We start from the raw sequence: 14617 nt of genomic DNA on the forward strand, positions 1-14617 counted from the left end.
CCCATGACTACCGCAACGGCGCGTATCTCCCGATCGGGACACACCGCAGCCAAACCCACACGACGTGCGCCATCCCGTGAACGCGCCATGGCCTGGGCACGGCGTGCGCCGCTGCTCCCGGCCCTGATCTTCCTCATCGTGGTAACCCAGCTTCCTTTCGTGGTGACGTTGTTCATCTCGTTCCTGAACTGGAACAGCCTTAGCCCCAGCAAGACGGCCTTCGCCGGGCTGGAAAACTACATCACCGTCCTCACCGACCCGGACCTGCGGCAGGCGATCTTCACCACCATCGTCCTCACCGTCTCCGTGGTGCTCGCCAGCCTGCTCATCGGGCTGGGCCTGGCCCTGCTGCTGGACAAGAAGTTCCTGGGCAGGGGATTGGCACGAACCCTGCTGATCGCACCCTTCCTGGTGGTCCCCGTGGCTGCCGCGCTGATCTGGAAGCACGCCCTCCTGAACCCCGCCTACGGGCTGATTAACGGCATCCTCACCTGGCTCTGGTCGCTTTTCGGCAGCAGCGCCGCCCCGCAGCTGGACCTGCTGTCCCAAGCACCCCTGGCAGCCGTCGTCGTCTCCCTGGTATGGCAGTGGACGCCGTTCATGATGCTCATCCTGCTCGCCGGTTTGCAGTCGCGACCCATGGACACAGTGGAAGCGGCCCAAATGGACGGCGCCACACCTTGGGCGATCTTCCGGCACCTGACCCTGCCACATCTGCGCCAGTACCTGGAACTCGGCGGTCTGCTCGGCGCCATCTACATCGTGCAGAACTTTGACTCCGTCTTCACCCTCACCGCGGGCGGCCTGGGCACCGCCAACCTGCCCTACGCCATTTACCAGACGTTCTACTACGCCAACGAATACGGCCTGGCCTCCGCAGCCGGCGTCGTGGTGGTCATCGGCACCATCATCGTGGCGACCTTCGCACTCCGCACCGTCTTTTCACTCTTCAAGAAGGAGGCAGCACGATGAGCACCCTTACCCCCGCTGCACCGCAGAGCACCCCACCCCGGCCCACAGCGCTGACCACCGGTAACCGCAAGCGCGGTAAAACGAAGATGGACCCCACGCGCAACAACACCGCCGCCGGTGTCGCTGCGTGGCTGCTGGCCCTGCTCTTTGCATCCCCCGTGGTGTGGATGATCCTGACCTCCTTCCACTCCGAGACGGATGCGGCCACCAATCCGCCGTCGATTGCTGCAAGCCTGACGTTGGACGCCTACCGGGAATTCTTCGGCGAGACGTCCGGTGTCAGCCCGTGGCCGTCCCTGATCAACTCCGCCACCGCATCCATCCTGTCCACGGTCCTGGTCCTGGTGCTGGCCATCCCCGCCGCCTACGCACTCTCCATCCGGCCGGTGAAGAAGTGGACCGATGTCATGTTCTTCTTCCTCTCGACGAAGATGATGCCCGTGGTGGCTGCGATCCTGCCGCTTTACCTGTTCGCCCGCACTGTAGGGGCACTGGACAACATCTGGTTCCTGATCCTGATGTACACCTCCATGAACCTGCCCATCGCGGTGTGGATGATGCGGTCCTTCCTCGCCGAGGTTCCCGAAGAAATGCTGGAGGCGGCCCAAATCGACGGCGCCAACCTCCTGCTGATCCTGCGCAAGGTCATCGCCCCGGTCGCGATGCCGGGCATCGCCGCCACCGCCCTGATCTGCTTCATCTTCAGCTGGAACGAACTGCTCCTTGCCCGCGTCCTCACCGGCGTGGTGGCGGGCACCGCCCCGGTCTTCCTGACCGGCTTCGTGTCCGGGCAGGGGCTGTTCCTCGCCAAAGTCTGCGCGGCCGCCGTCGTCATTTCCCTGCCGGTGCTGTTCGCCGGTTTTGCCGCCCAGGACAAACTCGTCCCGGGCCTCTCCCTGGGCGCTGTCAAGTAACGTGCACGCCGCTTTCGAAAGGATCGCTCCGATGACAACTCCCACAACCCGGTTCCGCCCCCACGCCCACGCGAAACTGCCCGCGACCATGCGGGCCAGCGTCCTGAAGAGCCAGGGCGACATGTCCATGGAAACCTTGCCGCTCCCGCAACCCGATGCGGACCAGGTACTGGTGCAGGTCGCCGCCGTCGGTGTCTGCGGCAGCGACGTCCACTACTACGAGCACGGCCGGATTGGCCCCTACGTTGTGGACCACCCGCTCATCCTGGGCCACGAACTCTCCGGCCGGATCGCCGCCGTCGGCAGCTCCGTTGACCCCGCCCGCATCGGCCAGCGCGTCGCCGTCGAACCCCAACGGCCTTGCCGTACGTGCAAGCAGTGCAAGGCCGGCCGCTACAATCTATGCCCGGACATCGAGTTCTACGCCACCCCGCCGGTCGACGGCGCGTTCGCCGAGTACGTGACCATCCAGTCGGACTTTGCCTACGACATCCCGGACAGCGTCAGCGACGAGGCTGCCGCCTTGATCGAACCTCTCTCCGTGGGTCTCTGGGCTTGCGAACGCGCAGAGATCAAGCCCGGCAGCAGGGTCCTGATCGCCGGAGCCGGGCCCATCGGCATTATCGCCGCCCAAGCCGCCCGCGCCTTTGGCGCCACCGAAATCTACATCTCCGATATCGCCGAGGACCGGCTCGCGTTCGCCCTCCAGCACGGCGCCACGCGCGCGCTCCATGCGAAGACCGACAGTGTGGAAGGGCTCGACGTCGATGCGTTCATTGACGCCTCCGGCGCACCCCAGGCAGTCCGCGCCGGGATCAAGGCAGTGGCACCCGCCGGCCGCGTCATCCTCGTGGGGCTCGGAGCTGACGACGTGGAGCTGCCCGTCTCCTACATCCAGAACCGGGAGATATGGCTCTCTGGCGTTTTCCGCTACACCAACACCTGGCCGCTGGCCATCCAGCTCATTGCTGACGGGAAAGTGGACCTGGACATCCTCGTCACCGGCAAATTCACCCTCGCCCAGTCAGAAGAGGCACTCAAGGCCGGCAAGCAGCGTGGCCAGCTTAAAGCCGTGGTCTACCCGGGCCGCTAGATCCATGCTCCCGGGACTGATGAAGAGAACTGCGATGAAGCAAGCCATGACCGATACCGGACCCACACCTGCGCGCCTACCGGCTGAACGGGGAGCCATCGTCACCGTCATTGGTGAATCGCTTGTCGACGTCATCCGTGGAGCCGGACGGACAACTCCGGCCCGGGTACACGCGGGTGGGAGTCCCCTCAACGTCGCAGTCGGGGTGGCCCGTTTGGGCTTTGCCAGCAATTTGGTGACGCACTACGCCGATGATCAGTACGGTCTCATGATCGAAGAGCACCTCCAGTCCAACGGCGTCGCGGTGATCAGGGGCGGCAGCGCACCGACGTCGACGGCCACCGCAACGTTAGGTGCCGGCGGTGCCGCCGCTTATGCGTTCGACATCAGCTGGGACCTGGCGGGGGCAACACTGCCTGCATTGGCCGCCGTCGAGACTTCCTCCCATGTGCACGCAGGATCAATTGGGGCTCTACTGGGGCCAGGGGACCAGGCCGTCCTTGGCCTTCTCGAGGCGGCGGGGGAGAGGGCAACGATCAGCTACGACCCCAACTGCCGGCCGGCCATCAGCCCGGATGTCACCGCAGCTCGTACACGGGCGGAACGGTTTGTGGCGGCGAGCGACATCGTTAAGGCCAGCGACGAAGACCTGGCCTGGCTGTACCCCGACCGCAGCCCGGAGGAAAGCCTTGCAGCCTGGCTGGAACTGGGACCGTCCTTTGCAGCCCTGACCCGGGGCGCCGCTGGCCCGGTCATCATCACCCGGCGGGCGCGCATTGAAATGCAAGCAGAACCCGTCACCGTGGCTGACACCGTGGGCGCCGGCGACTCTTTCATGGCCGCTGTCATCGCCGGCCTTGCCCAGCTCGGAACGCTTGGGGCAGCCGGAAGACACCGCCTGCAGACTCTGGGCACGGACGAGCTCCATGCCCTGGCCGCATATGCCAACCGGGCCGCCGGGATCACCTGCTCCCGGCCGGGAGCCAACCCTCCCCGTACCACTGAACTGGGACGGCTGTCAGCCGCAGCACCAGTGCAGTGACTTGGGCTGTGCGTGTGAGTGTAAGCGCAGAACCGCGTCCCTTTAGGCGGTGGGGGTTTTGAGTTGCGGGTAGAGCTCTACGATGCCGGCGCTGAGGCCGGCTTTGACGCGTGCTGATGCCTCGTCGGCGAGCACCTCGTATTCACCGGCTTCGAGGGCGTCGAAGACTCGGCTGACCATGACTGCGGGCGGGAGCTTGGGGTCGGTCGTGTGCGCGGCCATCGCGGTGTCCACCCATCCGACGTGTACACCGAGGACGTGCACGCCTTCGGGGGCGAGTTCGAGCCGCAGGGCGTTTGTGGCTGACCATAGGGCTGCCTTGGAGACGCTGTAGACGCCAGCCGTTGCATACCAGCTCAGGAGCGAGTGGATGTTGACCATCGCTGCTGCTTCCTGTTCTTTGAGCAGGGGTGCGAAGGCGCGGGCCAGGCGGAGCGGGCCGAAGAAGTTGGTTTCGACGTTGGAGCGGATCTCGTCTTCCGGCAGGGTGAGCAGGCTGGCGCTGGCGGGGGAGGCGCCGGCGTTGTTGATGAGCACCGTAATATCCTGTGCTGCTTCTGCCGCTGCCCCGATGGAGGCAGGGTCTGTGACGTCCAGGGCGAGGGGGATGATGCGGTCGTCGTCCCAGGTGCGCGGGTGGCGGGCGGTGGCGTAGACCTTGGAGGCGCCGCGGGCGAGAGCTTCGCGGACGAATTCTCTTCCGATCCCACCGTTTGCGCCAGTGATGAGGACGACTGCGTTGTTGAGGGAAGTCATGGCTGGTTGCCTTTTCTATGAGGGTGCCCGGGTACTGAGGAGTTGTGCCGCCTAAGGCAGCGGCCAGTAGGGCGGTCAGGCAGGGAGGATGGCTGCTACTTGGTCCCGGATGTCGAGGATCAGGTCGTCGGTGGACCGGGACGTGTTGGTTGACGCTGCCATGGTGAGGAACATGATGGCGGAGACGGTGCGGGCAAGTGTGGCTGCAGTTTCGGGGGACCTGCGGCCGTCGCGCTGCAGCACGTCGGCGATGGCTGCCTCAGTCCCAGCAGCGAGGGTGAGTGCGGCATGGTGGTGCGGCTCGTTTGGGTCGCCGAAGACCATCTCGCGCAGGTAGGTGCGTCCGTTATGGACCTGGGTCCGGTTGCATTCCACCACGGGCCGGACGATAGCCATGACGGCGTCCAGCGGGGCGCTGACCTCGGCGGCGCCGGCCGTGCCCTTGGCGAGGGCATCGGCATAGGCGGAGTTCTGGACGAGCAGCAGCAGCTCGCCCTTGCTCTTGGCGTACAGGAACAGGGTTCCCGCGCCGATGTCGGCTTTCTCCGCGATTTGCTGGGTGGTGACATCGTCGATGCCATGTACGGCAAAGAGTTCACGGGCCGCCGCCGTGATGCGGTCAAGCTTGGCCTGCTTGTTCCGCTCCCGCCGGGAGACGGGCTGGGAAGCGGGATGCATTGAGTGAGGTTCTCCTGGACGGTCATGGTGACGGGCTGACTTCGAGTGTAGCCAACGGCGCGCATGGCCGTCAGCGCTGCAGGAACTTGGCGGCAACAGGAACGAACTGCTCGTGGAACTGGAAAATGCTGCCGTGGCCGGAGTCCGGGTACATGACCAGCTCTGAACCTGAAATGCGGCGGTGCAGGTCCTCTGACAGGACCGAGGGAACCATGCGGTCGTTGTCGCCGTTGGCGATCAGCGTTGGCTGCGTGATGGTGGACAGGTCCGCTGGCTCGGCGCGGCCCCAGTTCCTGATTGCTTTTAGCTGCGTCCGGAACGCCTGGATCCGTACCGGAAGGTCACGTCCCGCACTGCGCTCCTGGACACGCCCGATGAACTCCTTTGCCGCACGCTTGCCGGACGAGTTGCGGTTGAAGAACAGGAACTCCTTCGGATCAGCCCGGACCAGGGTGGCCCGCAGTATGTCCCAGTACGTGACCCGGGCAACCTTGTCCATCCCTTTCCCGCCCCTGGGGCCCGTGCCGGCGAGGATAAGTTTCCGGACCAGGGAGGGGTGCTTGCCGACAAGGGCCTGGGCCACCATCCCGCCCAGGGAAAAGGCGAAGACATCCACCCTGTCCAGCCCCAGGGCGTGAATGAAGGCGGCTGCGTCGTCGGCCATTGCCTCGATGGTGGCCGGCACCTTGCCGGTGGTGCCGCCGAGCCCACGGTTGTTGAAGGTGATGACGTGGTGTTCTTTGGCAATGGGGTCGATAATCCGCGGATCCCAGTTATCCAGGTTGCCGGCAAGGTGGAGGAAGAAGACCACAGGAACGCCGCCGGTTGGCCCCAGTTCACGGTAAGCGTAGGTGACGCCGCCAGCCGTGATGCTGCGGGTGGGCGCCTCGGCATAGGAAGAGGCGGCGGCGCTCATGCCCGGTCCCCAAGATCGTGCCGGCCCACTGCTTCGCCCCGGGCCTCCCCGCCAGGTGGATTGATGACCACCGCCTTACCGCGCAAACCCCCGTTTCCCAGCGCCTGCAAAGCTTCCGGGAGCCGGGCAAACGAACTGGTGCGTCCGACGACGGGACGCAGCACGCCGTCGTCGACAAGCCCTGCGATGCGCCGGAGTTGCTCTCCGCTGGCGTGCATGAAGAGGAATTCGTAGCGCACGCCGAGGCGGCGTGCGTGGCGGCGGACATTGAGGCTAAGGACGGCGATAGCGAGCCGGAGCAACGGGTTAAGGCCCAGTTCCCGGGCGAAGGCGGGGTCCGGCGGCCCCGCGATTCCGATTGCCAAACCGCCGGGCTTGAGGATGCGGAGCGACTTCTCCAGGTTTTGCCCGCCGAGGCTGTCCAGGACCAGGTCGTAGCCGCTGAGGATCTCCTCGAAGTCTTCGTTCCGGTAGTCGATGACGACGTCGGCGCCGAGACCTCGGACGAACTCTGCGGTGGCGGCGCTGGCCGTGGCAGCCACCGTTGCCCCCAGGTGCTTCGCCAGCTGGACGGCAATGGAACCAACACCGCCGGCGCCCGCATGGATGAGCACTTTCTGCCCCGGCTGCACCTTGCCGCGCTCCACCAGGGCCTGCCACGCCGTCAAAGCCACCAGCGGAAGGGACCCCGCCTCGGCCATTGTGATGGATGCAGGCTTCAGAGCTACATCAGCCTCGGCGACCGCAATGCGTTCGGCGAACGTGCCGATCCGGTCCTTGCCTGGCCTGGCGAATACCTCGTCGCCCGGACTGAAGCCACGCACTTTCGTCCCCACCTGGAGGACCGTTCCCGCCAGGTCGTGCCCCAGCACCAGCGGCAGCGGGTAAAGGAGGATCTGCTTGAACTCGCCGAGCCGGATCTTCTCATCCAGCTGGTTAAGCCCCGCTGCCTCGACCCGGACCAGGACATCATGCTCTCCAACCGTCGGCTCAGGGACTTCGGCCATCCGAAGCCCGACCTTGTACTCATCAATAACAAACGCCTTCATGGCGGTACTCCTTATAAGTGACTGAAATCAATTATGAGTACACTCAACTTTTACGTCAAGGTGCGCTTGCCACGCGATACGGCTGCGTGAACAGAAGCCTCTGATAGAAGAGCCACGCTGCTGGCCCGAGGGACTGAAGCCCGACTGGTGAACCGGCCTCCGGATCGGAAACTTCGCAGGTATCACCTCGCCGTTCAGAACGACGCCAAGCAAGTAGGCAGCGACATGCTGCCCTGGAGTAAGAGTTGGCCGGGGTGTTCGGGCTCTGCTTATAGGGCTAGCCTGTAGGTGAGTCGGCAAGTTCGTTCGCTTTTTGACAGGTGCCTGAATGCTGGGTACCTGTTCTCCCTTTTCACGGTGGGGCCAGAGTGGCAGCAGGAGACCAACAACCGCCTTTGGAGTTTCGAAGGGCGAATGAACGGAACGAATATGGCCACTGGCCATGAGCCTGGTTTGGCGTCGTCTTCCTTCGGGAGCGTTTGCGTCGTGACTGGTGAAGAGCTCGTTGGGCGGGGCTTGCGGGGACTGTTGCTGGCTAATGGGTTCAAAGTTGCCGGTGAGTCGGGGTCTGTCCGCCAGGCTGCCCGGCGGATCCCTGCGTTGCGCCCGGATCTGGCCATCATCGATGACGACCTTCCCGATGGTTCGGGCGTCGGGCTTTGCCGAACTATCGCAGCTGCCGATGCCAACATCCGGTGTGTTTTGATGACGGGTGAAACTGACGAATCGGTGCTGATCGGGGCTATCCTGGCCGGCGCCTGGGGGTGCTTGTCACAACAGGATGACAACGAGGAGCAGCTCAGGCTGATCCGGCGGGCAATGCACGGATACACCGCTTATAGCCGTCGTTTCCAGACCGGTATCCTGGCCCCGATCCAGGCTGACGGGACGAATGGGCCCGACGGCCGGTTGGGAATGCTTTCAAAACAGGAAATGAAGGTGGCGGCCGGGGTTGCCCGGGGGTTGACCAACGGCCAGATCGGCCAGGAAATGTTTTTGGCCGAAAAGACTGTGAAGAACATGGTTTCATCGGTGCTGATGAAATTTGACATGGCACGAAGGACTGAGGTCGCTGTGTTCGTCTCTGGGGCACTTAAGCACACGGGGGACCTTGCACAGGAATACCGAAGCAGTCGTGACACCGACCTGATCGCGGAAGTCACCGCGGCGCTCGTTGTCTGCACCAGCGAGGCGGGCAGCGTGCCGCTGTCCAACAGAATGCTGTTATTGGACGCCATGCGGCTTGCTGATGCCTTGGCGGTTACCCGGACCCGGCCTCACTTAGCGAGGCACCTGCAAGAGCCAGGGATGAAGTTTGAAGGCCCTGAGCCCCGCAAGCCAGGGCCGGTAAATCCGCGCGGCACAGACGGTGTCCTTGGGCCCGGCCGGCGCTAAGGGGCCGCGGCAGATGTGCCCTTAGTGCTGTTTTTTGGGGGAATTGAGGGGAACTTGCGGGGCAGGCCTGGTGCTCCTATATCCAAAGCACTGTCACCACCACGGGCGATATGGCATACCGGACAGCATGCTCCGCTAGGCTCCGGACTATGCCCTCTTCGTGGACCCTTTTGATCTCACTCCATGCAATCGCCGCCAGCTATTCATTGATCTTCGGCGCCGTGAACCTGTTGCGTCCAACCAAGGGCGGCAGTGTTCATCGCCTCGTGGGAAAAACCTGGGCTGTTTCGATGTATGTCGTGGTACTGACCTCTTTCGGTATCAGAACCATCGACGGGGGGTTCAACTGGCTCCACGCGCTCTCGGTACTGACCTTCTGCACACTGACAGCGGGCCTTTGGGCAATCTGGAAGAGAAACCTAAGAGCTCACCGCAGTTTTATGACCGGCAGCTACTTCGGCCTGCTCGGAGCCTTCGTGGGCGTTTTGGCAGTGCCATCGCGCCGCATTCCGCAGCTCGCCATCCACGAGCTCCCGCTTCTGGGCCTGGTGATCGTGGTCCTGTTGGTCACCGCCACACTCACTGTCATCGGCATTGCCCAGCTCGGTAACGCCCGGACGATCCGCAGCGGCCGTTAGCGGATCCTTTCCGGACATCATTGCCGCGATCGCAGAGGTCCGCGCTGCAGCCCGGGCTGAGGACGACGAACCCCGCGCGGCTGCACGGGCCGACGACCTCGACAAACAATTCGCCGGCCTCACGGACGCCCGCGCTCTCCGGGAGGCCGCTGTTGATCCTCTTTCGTTGTACGGCGGGTGGGGCTCCTTTTCGCGGAAGCCTCGCTGCCTCACCTCGGGTTGGGATGTGGTTTCATCGGAAAAGCAGGTACGACGAGAAACAGTCATGGTGAGTTCCGACTTGTACGCGGAGTAGTGGGAACGGACGTCCTGCGCGTATGGGCTTAGGTTTTGGAGCAGCTGACTTTGAAGTGGAAGCCGGTGCGTTCTTCGGTAGCCCAAGCATTGTAGAAGTCGGCCCTTTCGTAGAGCCGTCGCCCTTCGACGGGAGAGTAGAGCCAAAGAATTCGGCCGTCCTTCGTTACGTCGTCGACAATTCCCCTTTCAACAATTGTGCCTTGTTGCCGGATTTCAACGTGGGCCCCTCTCAAGGTGCACCAGTCGTCAACTCGTCGGGGCGGCATGTCCGTGGTCGTGCTCATGTCAGTAGTCGGCCTTCCATGGTTTGCCCCCTACGAAGCCTTCGGGGAAGGGATCCGGTCGAGGACTAGTTGCTTGATGGCTTATCTGGAACAAGGAACGCCGTCGGCGCTCAGCGCACGTAATCGGCGCCCGTGATGTCGATGGTGGCACCGGTGGTGTGGCGGGACTTGCCTGAGGCCAGGAAGGCGATGACTTCGGCGACGTCCCCGGCGGGGTGACTTCCCTGAGGGGCAGGCCAGCCAGCAATGCGGGGTCCGTGGCGATGTCACCGGCGATGTCGGTGGCCACCCAGCCCGGGGCGACGGCGTACGCAAGGATGTTCTCCCTCGCGTAGCCGCGGGCGATTCCCTTGGTCAGGGCAAGCAGCCCGCCCTTCGCGGCACCGTAGGTGAGGTGTTCTGCGTCGTCCCCGCGGTGGGTTGAGCGGCTGGTGACGTTGATGATGCCGCCACCGCGCTCCCCAAATTCGAGTATGGCTTGCCGGCACAAGTCCGCCGGGGCGAGTAAATTCAGTTCGCAGTTCGCCTGCCAGCCATGTTGCCACTCGCCGTCGCATCAATGCGTGAGGCCAGCCAGGCGCCGGCGTTGTTGACCAGCACGTCGACGCCGCCGCGCCAGGCGACCGCCTCCGTCCAGACGCGCCGACGCTCAGCCGGGTCACGGAGGTCGCCTTGGACCGGGTGGACGCGGTCCCCGAGACGGTCGGCGGTGGCCTGGGCGGAATCCTTGTCATTCCCATAGTGCAGGACGACGTAGGCGCCATCGCGGTGCAACACTTCGACCGTGGCGCGGCCGATGCCGCGGGAGGCGCCGGTCACCAGGACGGTCCTTCCGCCCAGCAGGCTGCTCATGCGACGGCCTGGGCGCCGGTGATTTCGATGACAGAGCCGCAGATGTAGGGGGCCTCGTCGGAGGCGAGGAAGGCAACCAGGGCGGCGATTTCCTCCGGCTTGCCGATGCGGCCGAACGGGACCAGGGCGTCGAGGTCCGCGACGGTGCGCTGGCGGGGCGATAGCCACGGTTGAGGCCTCGCGGGTCGCCCGGGGCCGAAAGAACTCGCTGAGGATCGAGGTCTACGGCTCCGCCGGTTCCCTGGCGTTCGACCTTGAGCGGCTGAACGAGCTCGAGTTCCTGGACGCGACCAGCCCCGCTGAAGGGCAGGGCTTCCGGAGGATCGTCGTCACCGAACCTGAACACCCCTACGTTGATGCGTGGTGGCCGCAGGGACACGTGATTGGGTGGGAGCATACTTTCACCCACCAGGTCAGTGACTTCCTGTGCGCCATACGTGACGGTCAAGCCCCGTCGCCATCGTTCGAGGAGGGGTTGCAGGTCCAGCGGGTCTTGGCAGCCATCGAGGAATCAGCGGCCGCAAAATCGATTGTCGTTCAGATCTGAAAGAGCGGGCAACCGCGCCCGACCCGGTGGCCGTGGCCGTACGGACAGCGGGACAGGGCAAAGAGAGGGAGAGCGGGGCATGTATCCATGCGCCGCTCTCCCTTGGTGTATCTAGTTCTTTCGGCCGGGCAGGAGCAGGAGCGCGTCACCGACGGGGCGTTCGCCGGTGGCGTCCGACGGTGAGTTCATGACCTGGCCACCCTCGACCATGGTGGTGGATCCGCCGCCGTCGAGGTTCATGGCGTTGACCATGCCGAGCGACTTGGCCACGTGTGCTTCCTCGTTCAAGCTCAGGCCCAGGGAGGTGGTTTGGCGGCCGTCGGCGGTGACCAGCAGGGTGCGGCCCTGGGCGTCCACGCCGGCGAAGGTGCGGGGGTTGCGCTTGTGGACCCAGCCGTAGAAGAAGCTGTTGCTGTCATTGGTCCGGACCATGCCGTCGCGCTTGGCGGTTACGTCCACCTGGCCGTTCCGGACCAGGGCCGGGCCGCCGTTGACAACGTCCGTGGTCGGCGTGGTGGTCAAGGTTTTGCCGCTTTCATCGAGCAGGTCCGTGTCGACCTTCAGCTTCTTGCCCGGCACTGCCAGGGCGGCGAGCTTGTCGACGTCCGAGCCGATCGCCTGCAGGGTCTGTCCGCCGGCGGGGACGGTGGCGCCTCGGGTGTGGTTGACCGCGGTGACGGTGCCCTGCGCGTCCAGGACGGCCTCGAGTCCGGGGCCGGCCGGGGTGGTGGGGCCGTACTCGGGGGTGAAGGCGACGATTTCGTTGGCGTCCGTGCAGGTGAAGTCGTGCAGCGGAAGGTTGGTCGGGGTGTCGTCGGTGCCGCCGCAGTTGCGGATGAGCCCGGGCACGCGGTCGATCCCGTCCAGGGGGACTTCTGCCGAGCCGGGCGCGGTGACGGTGCCGTGCCAGTGCAGGCGCTCGATAGTGGTGCCGTTCTTGTCCAGGACCAGGGACGGCCGGTCGCCGACGGGTTCGCTGAGGACCTTCCCGTCGTGGACTGCGGCTCCGGCCGGGTCCCCGGGGGCGCCTGCTGCCGGGTCCATGGTGAAGAATCCGCCGTTCACCGCTGCCAGCGCACCGGAAGCAGCGGAGAGCTGGCTTGTCGCTTCGCGGTCTTCGAGGTTGGGGCCGAAGGAGGAGGTGAGGTCTCCGTGGAATTCCTTCGGGTCAATGGTGAGGACCTGCAGGTTCCAGGGGCCGCGGTCGTCCTCGCTGGTACCGGCATCGCCGTCCCAGCCTGTGTAGATCACCGAGGCTTTGTAGCCGGCGGCCTTGATCTGGTCGATGGTGGGGGAGCCGTCCGTCTTGGACCCGAACTGGCCCACGCGGACCCGGTAGCCGAGGTCGCCGCCGGCGTCGGCCAGCTGGGGTGACTGGACGTGTTCGACCCGGGCAGTAAGGCCGGCGGCGTTGAGCTTGTCGGCGACCATCTGGGCCTGCGAGTGGGTGGAGAGCGCGGAGGCGGGGGCGTCAGGGTCCGGCGACGTGGAGGGGACCGCGACTTCGGCGGTCCAGAAGAAGTCCTTGTTGGGGGTGCCGCGGGTGATTGTGGTCCGGGTCAGGCCCGGGGCCAGGGTAGTCACGTTGCGGGTCTCGGGGAGGTCCTTGGCGCCGAGGTCCAGATGGGTGGACGACGGCGCGGCGGCCTTCTGATCGGGAGCCGGTGCCGTGGGTGCCGCGGTGGAGGGGCCTGCGGGGGTGAGGAAGGCGAAGGGGAGGGACACGGCCAGGGCGGTGATGACCGCACGGCGGTGACGATGATTGGGGGTGATCATGGTTACCGACCTTAGGGTGCCTCGAAGTCAGAGCGGGCTCCCACGCGTCGGGGTTAAACATGCTTTCGGCAAGTGTTCATCACGCGTTGGGAAGACCGTGTCCGGATGTTCCGTGCGGCTGTGACGCCGATGAAGTTCCTCGACTCCCCACGCGGCGGCACAGATGCTGTGGATTTCGATCAGTTCCTGGCCGGGGCCAGCGCCGCCCTTCGGTGTCGGCTCCACTGGCCGTCCGCTTTGTAGTGGTTGGTCCAAAGATCACCGGCATGGTGGTGGCCTCGCTACAAAAAGGCCGGAGGCAGGGCTGTGTAGCCTTCTTCGCAGGACACCGCCCAACACCACAGGAGGAACCATGACCCGACCGACGACGCCGAGCCCGGCCCCGGCCCAGTCCCCGGCCCAGGCACCGCGCCCCGCGGCCGGGACCGGACCCCGCACGGCCCGCCGGATATGGGATGCGCAGTCACTGGCCCTTATTTCCGTGTTCGCCGCGTTGATCGCAGCCTCGGCGATCGTCCCGGGCATCCCTGTCGGCGGCTTCGGGGTGCCCATCACCCTGCAGACCCTGGCCATCATGGTGACCGGCCTCGTCCTGGGCGGACCGCGTGCCGCAGCCGCTGTAGCGCTGTACCTCCTCCTGGCGTTCGCTGGCCTGCCGATCTTCTCCGGCGGCCGGGCGGGACTGCAGGTCCTCGCCGGCGGATCGGCCGGATACATCGCGGGCTTCATCCTCGCCGCCCTGCTTGTCGGCCTGGCCGCGGAGCAGGTCATCCGGCGCGTCCCGGCCAAGCGGCGCGGCCTGTGGTTCTTCCTCTCCGCCGTCGTGGTTACCGTGGTGGCATCGCACCTGCCCGGCGTGCTCGGCATGATGGTCAACCTGAAGCTGTCGTGGCCGGCTGCCTTCGCCAGTGACCTGATCTTCTACCCGGGCGACATTGTGAAGGACGCGGTGGCGTCCGCAGCAGCGGTGGCCGCGCACCGAGCCTTCCCGGACATCCTCGTGCGCCGGGTGAAGTGAGCGGGGCCGGACCCATGATGATCTTCGGCAGGACCGTGGACGACCAAACCCGCTGCATTCACTACCACACCCAGGAAGACGTGATAGCCATCAAGTTCAAGTGCTGTCGTCGGTACTATCCCTGCCATCTATGCCATGAGGAGGCAGATCACCGGGCCCAGACGTGGCCGCGGAACGAGTGGTCCGAGCCGGCAGTTCTCTGCGGTGTCTGCAAAGGTGAGATGTCCATCCACACCTATCTGGCAACCTCATCGTGCCCCAACTGCGGCGCGCGTTTTAGCGAACGGTGTGCCGCCCACACGCACTTGTACTTCCAAACGACGTAACGCCGGGCAACCGGGATGGATTCAAATCTGGCGACTCATGTGCGAGAGGGCCATGATGCAGATC

16 protein-coding genes and 1 pseudogene are annotated in these 14617 nt (G+C 65.1%); 9 read left to right on the top strand and 8 right to left on the bottom strand.

What is annotated here, in order from left to right; translation table 11 throughout:
• Positions 1-3 precede the first annotated feature (3 nt).
• From AB0280_RS01830 to AB0280_RS01845, 4 genes are read left to right on the top strand one after another with little or no spacing between them, the layout of a single operon-like run.
• Positions 4-972 (top strand): carbohydrate ABC transporter permease, encoded by a 969-nt coding sequence (locus AB0280_RS01830; protein ID WP_307489912.1) that lies wholly within the window; start codon positions 4-6, stop codon positions 970-972.
• Positions 969-1886, top strand: a complete 918-nt coding sequence (locus AB0280_RS01835) for a carbohydrate ABC transporter permease (RefSeq protein ID WP_307489914.1) — start codon at positions 969-971, stop codon at positions 1884-1886. Before AB0280_RS01830 ends, AB0280_RS01835 begins: the two co-directional genes overlap by 4 nt.
• A 31-nt stretch (positions 1887-1917) precedes the next feature.
• A complete protein-coding gene (locus AB0280_RS01840) occupies positions 1918-2979 on the top strand; it encodes an NAD(P)-dependent alcohol dehydrogenase (RefSeq protein ID WP_366366100.1) in 1062 nt (353 codons plus the stop codon).
• Between the two features lie 46 nt (positions 2980-3025).
• Positions 3026-4021, top strand: a complete 996-nt coding sequence (locus tag AB0280_RS01845) for a PfkB family carbohydrate kinase (RefSeq protein WP_307489919.1) — start codon at positions 3026-3028, stop codon at positions 4019-4021.
• A gap of 42 nt (positions 4022-4063) precedes the next feature.
• Here the strand turns inward: AB0280_RS01845 and AB0280_RS01850 are convergent, their stop codons facing one another.
• The 4 genes from AB0280_RS01850 to AB0280_RS01865 form a co-directional block, all read right to left on the bottom strand.
• Complete coding sequence (locus AB0280_RS01850) at positions 4064-4777, bottom strand: SDR family oxidoreductase (protein ID WP_307489920.1); 714 nt, start codon at positions 4775-4777, stop codon at positions 4064-4066.
• A gap of 75 nt (positions 4778-4852) precedes the next feature.
• A complete protein-coding gene (locus AB0280_RS01855; protein ID WP_307489922.1) occupies positions 4853-5455 on the bottom strand; it encodes a TetR/AcrR family transcriptional regulator in 603 nt (200 codons plus the stop codon).
• Between the two features lie 70 nt (positions 5456-5525).
• Positions 5526-6371 (bottom strand): alpha/beta fold hydrolase, encoded by an 846-nt coding sequence (locus AB0280_RS01860; protein WP_307489924.1) that lies wholly within the window; start codon positions 6369-6371, stop codon positions 5526-5528.
• Positions 6368-7420 (bottom strand): NADP-dependent oxidoreductase, encoded by a 1053-nt coding sequence (locus tag AB0280_RS01865; protein ID WP_307489926.1) that lies wholly within the window; start codon positions 7418-7420, stop codon positions 6368-6370. The genes AB0280_RS01860 and AB0280_RS01865 overlap by 4 nt, the downstream gene beginning before the upstream one ends.
• A 486-nt stretch (positions 7421-7906) precedes the next feature.
• On the opposite strand from AB0280_RS01865, the gene AB0280_RS01870 reads away from it, so the two are divergent.
• Both AB0280_RS01870 and AB0280_RS01875 read left to right on the top strand, forming a co-directional pair.
• The gene (locus tag AB0280_RS01870) at positions 7907-8815 is read left to right on the top strand and encodes a LuxR C-terminal-related transcriptional regulator (RefSeq protein WP_307489928.1); all 909 of its coding nucleotides are present in this window, start codon (positions 7907-7909) and stop codon (positions 8813-8815) included.
• Between the two features lie 149 nt (positions 8816-8964).
• On the top strand, positions 8965-9453 hold the full coding sequence (locus AB0280_RS01875) for a DUF2306 domain-containing protein (RefSeq protein WP_307489930.1): 489 nt from the start codon (positions 8965-8967) through the stop codon (positions 9451-9453).
• Between the two features lie 582 nt (positions 9454-10035).
• Here AB0280_RS01875 and AB0280_RS01880 read toward each other — a convergent pair.
• The 3 genes from AB0280_RS01880 to AB0280_RS01890 are packed head-to-tail and all read right to left on the bottom strand — an operon-like array spanning position 10036 to position 11011.
• Positions 10036-10524 carry an SDR family oxidoreductase gene (locus AB0280_RS01880; RefSeq protein WP_307489934.1) on the bottom strand — a complete coding sequence of 163 codons (489 nt, stop codon included), beginning with the start codon at positions 10522-10524 and terminating at the stop codon, positions 10036-10038.
• A 20-nt stretch (positions 10525-10544) separates the two neighbouring features.
• Positions 10545-10886 carry an SDR family NAD(P)-dependent oxidoreductase gene (locus AB0280_RS01885; protein WP_307489936.1) on the bottom strand — a complete coding sequence of 114 codons (342 nt, stop codon included), beginning with the start codon at positions 10884-10886 and terminating at the stop codon, positions 10545-10547.
• Entirely contained in the window at positions 10883-11011 is a 129-nt protein-coding gene (locus tag AB0280_RS01890) for an SDR family oxidoreductase (protein WP_307490275.1), read from the bottom strand. Before AB0280_RS01890 ends, AB0280_RS01885 begins: the two co-directional genes overlap by 4 nt.
• 23 nt (positions 11012-11034) lie before the next feature.
• On the opposite strand from AB0280_RS01890, the pseudogene AB0280_RS01895 reads away from it, so the two are divergent.
• A pseudogene (locus AB0280_RS01895) lies at positions 11035-11433 on the top strand (Gfo/Idh/MocA family oxidoreductase); the annotation flags it as partial.
• A gap of 111 nt (positions 11434-11544) precedes the next feature.
• Here AB0280_RS01895 and AB0280_RS01900 read toward each other — a convergent pair.
• Positions 11545-13209 carry a phosphodiester glycosidase family protein gene (locus tag AB0280_RS01900; RefSeq protein ID WP_307489938.1) on the bottom strand — a complete coding sequence of 555 codons (1665 nt, stop codon included), beginning with the start codon at positions 13207-13209 and terminating at the stop codon, positions 11545-11547.
• A gap of 352 nt (positions 13210-13561) precedes the next feature.
• Between AB0280_RS01900 and AB0280_RS01905 the strand changes: the two genes are divergently transcribed.
• Both AB0280_RS01905 and AB0280_RS01910 read left to right on the top strand, forming a co-directional pair.
• Positions 13562-14227: a biotin transporter BioY gene (locus AB0280_RS01905; protein WP_307489940.1), complete on the top strand. Its 666-nt coding sequence runs from the start codon at positions 13562-13564 to the stop codon at positions 14225-14227.
• A 17-nt stretch (positions 14228-14244) separates the two neighbouring features.
• Positions 14245-14553, top strand: coding sequence for a CHY zinc finger protein (locus AB0280_RS01910; protein WP_366366239.1), 309 nt, complete (start codon positions 14245-14247; stop codon positions 14551-14553).
• Positions 14554-14617 lie beyond the last annotated feature (64 nt).

The sequence above is a fragment of the Pseudarthrobacter sp. 902506025 genome (genome assembly GCF_040702325.1).
GTDB lineage: Bacteria > Actinomycetota > Actinomycetes > Actinomycetales > Micrococcaceae > Arthrobacter.

Coding starts and splice junctions, on each gene's coding strand:
- AB0280_RS01830 (WP_307489912.1), top strand. CDS start 4: ATGACTACCGCAACGGCGCGTATCTCCCGATCGGGACACACCGCAGCC.
- AB0280_RS01835 (WP_307489914.1), top strand. CDS start 969: ATGAGCACCCTTACCCCCGCTGCACCGCAGAGCACCCCACCCCGGCCC.
- AB0280_RS01840 (WP_366366100.1), top strand. CDS start 1,918: ATGACAACTCCCACAACCCGGTTCCGCCCCCACGCCCACGCGAAACTG.
- AB0280_RS01845 (WP_307489919.1), top strand. CDS start 3,026: ATGACCGATACCGGACCCACACCTGCGCGCCTACCGGCTGAACGGGGA.
- AB0280_RS01850 (WP_307489920.1), bottom strand. CDS start 4,777: ATGACTTCCCTCAACAACGCAGTCGTCCTCATCACTGGCGCAAACGGT.
- AB0280_RS01855 (WP_307489922.1), bottom strand. CDS start 5,455: ATGCATCCCGCTTCCCAGCCCGTCTCCCGGCGGGAGCGGAACAAGCAG.
- AB0280_RS01860 (WP_307489924.1), bottom strand. CDS start 6,371: ATGAGCGCCGCCGCCTCTTCCTATGCCGAGGCGCCCACCCGCAGCATC.
- AB0280_RS01865 (WP_307489926.1), bottom strand. CDS start 7,420: ATGAAGGCGTTTGTTATTGATGAGTACAAGGTCGGGCTTCGGATGGCC.
- AB0280_RS01875 (WP_307489930.1), top strand. CDS start 8,965: ATGCCCTCTTCGTGGACCCTTTTGATCTCACTCCATGCAATCGCCGCC.
- AB0280_RS01885 (WP_307489936.1), bottom strand. CDS start 10,886: ATGAGCAGCCTGCTGGGCGGAAGGACCGTCCTGGTGACCGGCGCCTCC.
- AB0280_RS01900 (WP_307489938.1), bottom strand. CDS start 13,209: ATGATCACCCCCAATCATCGTCACCGCCGTGCGGTCATCACCGCCCTG.
- AB0280_RS01905 (WP_307489940.1), top strand. CDS start 13,562: ATGACCCGACCGACGACGCCGAGCCCGGCCCCGGCCCAGTCCCCGGCC.
- AB0280_RS01910 (WP_366366239.1), top strand. CDS start 14,245: ATGATCTTCGGCAGGACCGTGGACGACCAAACCCGCTGCATTCACTAC.